Source organism: Bradyrhizobium sp. HKCCYLRH3059 (genome assembly GCF_051168035.1).
GTDB lineage: Bacteria > Pseudomonadota > Alphaproteobacteria > Rhizobiales > Xanthobacteraceae > Bradyrhizobium.
In genome coordinates this window covers 20841-27364 of the sequence record NZ_JBNPUF010000018.1, presented here as the reverse complement: position 1 = coordinate 27364, position 6524 = coordinate 20841, and the positions used below count along the sequence as shown (strand labels likewise).

Genomic DNA, 6524 nt, shown 5'->3' with positions numbered 1-6524 from the left:
CTGATGGAGCACGGCATCATGAAGGCCGTCGACGAAACCCAGATCGGAAAGACTGCCGCCGAACTCGCCGCAACGGCGTAACCGCCACCGGTGCTCCGGCCCTTCATCTCCAAGGGCCGGATCACCTCCGCAACCGATCATCGAGGAAAGCCAGATGAGCGTCACCGAGAAACAAAGCGTCGCCGAGATCAAGGCGCGCAACAAGGAACTGATCGCCGAGGTCCTGAAGGTCTATCCGGAAAAGACCGCCAAGCGCCGCGCCAAGCATCTCAACGTGCATGAGAACGGCAAGTCGGATTGCGGCGTCAAGTCGAACATCAAGTCGATCCCCGGCGTCATGACCATCCGCGGTTGCGCCTACGCCGGCTCGAAGGGCGTGGTGTGGGGCCCAATCAAGGACATGATCCACATCAGCCATGGCCCGGTCGGCTGCGGCCAGTACTCCTGGGCGGCGCGCCGCAACTACTACATCGGGACGACCGGCATCGACACCTTCGTGACGATGCAGTTCACCTCCGACTTCCAGGAGAAGGACATCGTCTTCGGCGGTGACAAGAAGCTCGCCAAGATCATGGACGAGATCCAGGAGCTGTTCCCGCTGAACAACGGCATCACCGTGCAGTCGGAATGCCCGATCGGCCTGATCGGCGACGACATCGAGGCCGTCTCCAAGGTCAAGTCGAAGGAGTATGACGGCAAGACCATCGTCCCCGTGCGTTGCGAAGGCTTCCGCGGCGTCTCCCAGTCCTTGGGTCACCATATCGCCAACGACGCGATCCGGGACTGGGTGTTCGACAAGCTCCCGGCCGATGCCGCGCCGCGCTTCGAGCCGTCGGCCTACGACGTCGCGATCATCGGCGACTACAACATCGGTGGCGACGCCTGGTCGTCCCGCATCCTGCTCGAGGAGATGGGCCTGCGCGTGATCGCCCAGTGGTCGGGCGACGGCTCGCTGGCAGAGCTCGAGGCGACGCCGAAGGCGAAGCTCAACGTGCTGCATTGCTACCGCTCGATGAACTACATCTCGCGCCACATGGAAGAGAAGTACGGTATTCCGTGGTGCGAATACAACTTCTTCGGACCGAGCAAGATCGCCGAATCGCTGCGTAAGATCGCCAGCTATTTCGACGACAAGATCAAGGAAGGTGCCGAGCGAGTCATCGCCAAGTACCAGCCCCTGATGGACGCCGTGATCGCCAAGTACCGGCCGCGCCTCGAAGGCAAGACCGTGATGCTGTTCGTCGGCGGTCTGCGTCCGCGCCACGTGATCGGCGCCTACGAGGATCTCGGCATGGAGGTCGTCGGCACAGGCTATGAGTTCGGCCACAACGACGACTATCAGCGCACCGCTCAGCACTACGTCAAGGACGGCACGCTGATCTACGACGACGTCACCGGCTACGAGTTCGAGAAGTTCGTCGAGAAGGTCCAGCCGGACCTGGTCGGCTCGGGCATCAAGGAAAAGTACGTGTTCCAGAAGATGGGCGTACCGTTCCGCCAGATGCATTCCTGGGACTACTCGGGTCCCTACCATGGCTATGACGGGTTCGCGATCTTCGCCCGCGACATGGACATGGCCATCAACTCGCCGGTCTGGAAGATGGCCAAGGCGCCCTGGAAGCAGGCGCCCAAGCCGTTGCTTCAGGCAGCCGAGTAAGCACCACCGCCCACGGCCTGGCTCTCCTTCGGCGGAGAGCCAGTGCTCCCTGATCGACACAGGAACATAGAGAGGGTTATCCCATGACGCAGAGTGCCGAACATGTGCTCGATCACTTCGAGCTTTTCCGTGGTCCCGAATACCAGCAGATGCTGGCGAACAAGAAGAAGATGTTCGAGAATCCGCGCGATCCCGCCGAGGTCGAGCGCATCCGCGAATGGGCCAAGACACCCGAATATCGCGAGAAGAATTTCGCCCGCGAGGCGCTGACCGTCAACCCGGCGAAGGCTTGCCAGCCGCTCGGCGCCGTGTTCGTTGCCGTCGGCTTCGAAAAGACGCTGCCGTTCGTGCACGGCTCGCAGGGCTGCGTTGCCTACTATCGCAGCCATCTGTCGCGCCACTTCAAGGAGCCGAGCTCCTGCGTGTCGTCGTCGATGACCGAGGACGCAGCCGTCTTCGGCGGCCTCAACAACATGATCGACGGCCTCGCCAACGCCTACAACATGTACAAGCCGTCGATGATCGCGGTCTCCACCACCTGCATGGCGGAAGTCATCGGCGACGACCTCAACGCCTTCATCAAGACCTCCAAGGAGAAGGGCTCGGTTCCCGCCGAGTTCGATGTGCCTTTCGCCCATACGCCTGCCTTCGTCGGCAGCCATGTCACCGGCTACGACAATGCAATGAAGGGCATTCTCGAGCACTTCTGGGACGGCAAGGCCGGCACCGCGCCGAAGCTGGAGCGCGTTCCCAACGAGAAGATCAACTTCATCGGCGGTTTCGATGGCTACACCGTCGGCAACATCAAGGAAGTGAAGCACATCTTCGAGGCGATGGGGATCGAGTACACGATCCTCGGCGACAATTCGAACGTGTTCGACACGCCGACCGACGGCGAGTTCCGTATGTATGATGGCGGCACCACGCTGGAGGACGCGGCCAACGCGATTCACGCCAAGGCGACGATCTCGATGCAGCACTTCTGCACCGAGAAGACCCTGCCGTTCATCAAGAACCACGGCCAGGAGGTCGTCTCCTTCAACCATCCGGTCGGCGTGATCGGCACCGACGCCTTCGTGATGGCGCTGTCACGCATCACCGGCAAGGAGATTCCGGAGCAGCTCGCGCTCGAGCGCGGCCGCCTGGTCGACGCGATCGCCGACTCCAGCGCCCACATCCACGGCAAGAAGTTCGCGATCTACGGCGATCCGGACCTCTGCCTCGGCCTCGCCGCGTTCCTGCTCGAGCTCGGCGCCGAGCCGACCCACGTGCTCGCCACCAACGGCAACAAGGATTGGGCCGAGAAGGTGCAGGCCGTGTTCGACTCGTCGCCGTTCGGAAAGAACTGCCACGTGTATCCCGGCAAGGACCTGTGGCACATGCGCTCGCTGCTGTTCACCGAGCCGGTCGATTTCCTGATCGGCAACACCTACGGCAAGTATCTGGAGCGCGACACCGGCACGCCGCTGATCCGCATCGGCTTTCCGATCTTCGATCGTCACCACAAGCACCGCTATCCGGTGTGGGGCTATCAAGGCGGCCTGAACGTGCTGGTCACGATCCTCGATAAGATCTTCGACGAGATCGATCGCAACACCAACGTGCCGGCCAAGTCGGACTACAGCTTCGATATCATCCGCTAGGACACGGCGCGCGGCGGTCCGTTAAGGGCCGCCGCGTCTCGATCTGGACGACGAGGCTCATGGGGAAGGCACTGAAAGCCTGAGCCTCCTCGGCCAAAAGACGCGCAGAAGGTCCGCCAACAGGAGAAGCCAATGAGCTCGCTGTCTGCCACGATCCAGAACGTCTTCAACGAGCCGGGTTGCGGCAAGAACGCCAACAAGTCCGAGGCCGAGCGCAAGAAGGGCTGCACCAAGCAGCTACAGCCGGGCGGTGCGGCGGGCGGGTGCGCGTTCGATGGCGCCAAGGTCGCCTTGCAGCCGCTGACCGACGTCGCGCACCTCGTGCACGGACCGATCGCCTGCGAGGGGAATTCCTGGGACAACCGTGGTGCGGCCTCGTCTGGCTCGCAGATCTGGCGCACCGGTTTCACCACCGACATCAACGAGACCGACGTCGTGTTCGGCGGCGAGAAGCGGCTGTACAAGGCGATCAAGGAAATCATCGAGAAGTACGATCCGCTGGCGGTCTTCGTCTACCAGACCTGCGTGCCCGCCATGACCGGCGACGACATCAATGCCGTCTGCAAGGCGGCCTCGGCCAAATTTGGCAAGCCCTGTATCCCCGTCAACTCGCCCGGCTTCGTCGGCCCGAAGAATCTCGGCAACAAGCTCGCCGGCGAGGCGCTGCTCGACCACGTCATCGGCACCGTCGAGCCGGAGGTCACAACGCCCTACGACCTCAACATCATCGGCGAATACAATCTCTCCGGCGAGCTCTGGCAGGTGAAGCCGCTGTTCGACGAACTCGGCATCCGCATCTCCGCCTGCATCTCCGGCGACGGCCGCTACAAGGACGTCGCCTCGTCGCACCGCGCCCGCGCCGCGATGATGGTGTGCTCCAAGGCGATGATCAACGTCGCCCGCAAGATGGAGGAACGCTACGGCATTCCGTTCTTCGAGGGATCGTTCTACGGCATCCAGGACTCCTCGGACTCGCTGCGCGAGATCGCGCGCCTCCTGGTCGAGCGCGGCGCGCCGGCCGATCTGCTGGACCGCACCGAGGCGGTGATCGCGCGCGAGGAGGCCAAGGCCTGGGCGGCGATCGAGCCGTTCAAGAAGCGGCTCACCGGCAAGAAGGTGCTGCTGATCACCGGCGGCGTGAAGTCGTGGTCAGTCGTAGCGGCGCTGCAGGAGGCCGGCATGGAGCTGGTCGGCACCTCCGTCAAGAAGTCCACCAAGGAGGACAAGGAGCGCATCAAGGAGCTGATGGGCCAGGACGCGCACATGATCGACGATATGGCGCCGCGCGAAATGTACAAGATGCTCAAGGACGCCAAGGCCGACATCATGCTCTCGGGCGGCAAGTCGCAATTCGTGGCGCTGAAGGCGGCGATGCCCTGGCTCGACATCAACCAGGAGCGCTCCCACGCCTTTATGGGCTATATCGGGATGGTGAAGCTGGTCGCGGAGATCGACAAGGCGATCTACAACCCGATGTGGGAGCAGCTGCGCAAGCGGGCGCCCTGGGAGCAGGCCGACAGCAACTGGCAGGCCAGGGCGATTGCCCAGGTCAATGCAGAAGCGGCGGCGCTGGCGGCCGATCCGGTCGCCGCGGAAGCCGCGCGACGCGCCAAGAAGATCTGCCACTGCAAGTCGGTCGATCTCGGCACCATCGAGGACGCGATCAAGGCCCATGGCCTCGCCGATGTCGCCGGCGTTCGCGAGCACACCAACGCCTCGGGCGGCTGCGGCGCCTGCGCCGGGCGGGTCGAGGACATCCTGGCGACGTTCAAGGCGCCGGCCGAGCTGCTGCAGGCGGCGGAGTAGGGCGGCGCTCATGGCCAAGGTCACCATTGGAAAGAAGGCCTGCGCGGTCAATCCGCTCAAGATGAGCCAGCCGATCGGCGGCTCGTTCGCCTTCCTCGGCCTGCGCGGCGCGATGCCGCTGCTGCATGGTTCGCAGGGCTGCACCTCGTTCGGCCTGACCTTGTTCGTGCGCCACTTCAAGGAAGCGGTGCCGATGCAGACGACGGCGATGAGCGAGGTCGCCACCGTGCTCGGCGGCTATGAGAATGTCGAGCAGGCGATCCTCAACATCTACAAGCGACAAAAGCCGGAGATCATCGGCATCTGCTCGACCGGCGTCACCGAGACCAAGGGCGACGACGTCGACGGCTACATCAGGCTGATCCGCGAGAAACATCCAGATCTCGCGAATTATCCGCTGGTCTACGTCTCGACGCCGGACTTCAAGGACGCGTTCCAGGACGGTTGGGACAAGACCGTCGCCAAGATGGTCGAGGTGCTCGTCGACAAGCCGACCTCGACCCGTCGCGACCCGGCGCGGGTCAACGTGCTGCCGGGCTGCCATCTGACGCCGGGGGATATCGAGGAGCTGCGCACCATCATCGAGGATTTCGGTCTGGAGCCATCGTTCCTGCCGGATATCGGCGGCTCGCTCGACGGCCACATCCCCGACGAGTTCACGCCGACAACGATCGGCGGCATCGGCCTGGAAGAGATTGCGACCATGGGCAGCGCGTCCTGGACGATCGCGATCGGGGCGCAAATGAAGCGAGCGGCGGAAGCGATGCAGGCCAGGACCGGCGTGCCGTATCGGCTGTTCGAGCGGCTCTGCGGGCTGCTGCCGAACGACGAGTTCATGACGTTCCTCAGCAAGATCTCGGGACGCCCGGTGCCGGTGAAATATCGACGGCAGCGCGGCCAGCTCGCGGACGCGATGCTGGATGCGCATTTCCACATTGGCGGCCGCAAGCTCGCTGTTGGCGCCGAGCCGGATCTGCTGTTCGACGTCGCGAGCATGCTGCACGACATGGGCGCGCATGTGTCGGTGGCGGTCACCACGACGCAGTCGCCGGTGCTCGAGCGGATGCCCTGCGATGAAGTGCTGATCGGCGATCTCGAGGATCTCGAAAACCTGGCAAAGGAGCGCGACTGCGGCTTGATGCTCACGCATTCGCACGGCCGCCAGGCCGCCGCCCGCCTCAAGATCCCGTTCTACCGGATCGGCTTTCCGATGTTCGACCGGCTCGGGGCAGGGCATCTCCTGACGGTCGGCTATCGCGGCACGCGCGATCTGATCTTTGCGCTCGCCAATCTGATCATCGCCGATCGCGAGGACAACCATCAGCCGACGCCCGACACCTGGCTCGATCCCTGGAAGGACCTCGAACAGGCATCGATCGACACCGCCGTCGTGGCGCCACTGCATTGACGTTTCAGGA

The 6524-nt window shown here is 63.6% G+C and carries 5 protein-coding genes; all 5 read left to right on the top strand.

Annotation, left to right across the window (positions count from 1 at the left end; genetic code table 11):
- Positions 1-81: dinitrogenase reductase (locus ACQR13_RS32265; RefSeq protein WP_316228768.1), on the top strand; the 81-nt coding region annotated here is incomplete at its 5' end.
- A 73-nt stretch (positions 82-154) separates the two neighbouring features.
- On the top strand, positions 155-1657 hold the full coding sequence (gene nifD / locus ACQR13_RS32260) for a nitrogenase molybdenum-iron protein alpha chain (protein ID WP_315713160.1): 1503 nt from the start codon (positions 155-157) through the stop codon (positions 1655-1657).
- Positions 1658-1740: 83 nt separating this feature from the next.
- Positions 1741-3300: a nitrogenase molybdenum-iron protein subunit beta gene (nifK, locus tag ACQR13_RS32255; RefSeq protein WP_315752835.1), complete on the top strand. Its 1560-nt coding sequence runs from the start codon at positions 1741-1743 to the stop codon at positions 3298-3300.
- A gap of 132 nt (positions 3301-3432) precedes the next feature.
- The gene (nifE, locus tag ACQR13_RS32250; protein ID WP_315752836.1) at positions 3433-5106 is read left to right on the top strand and encodes a nitrogenase iron-molybdenum cofactor biosynthesis protein NifE; all 1674 of its coding nucleotides are present in this window, start codon (positions 3433-3435) and stop codon (positions 5104-5106) included.
- A 10-nt stretch (positions 5107-5116) separates the two neighbouring features.
- The gene (gene nifN / locus ACQR13_RS32245) at positions 5117-6514 is read left to right on the top strand and encodes a nitrogenase iron-molybdenum cofactor biosynthesis protein NifN (RefSeq protein WP_315752837.1); all 1398 of its coding nucleotides are present in this window, start codon (positions 5117-5119) and stop codon (positions 6512-6514) included.
- The last annotated feature ends 10 nt before the right edge of the window (positions 6515-6524 follow it).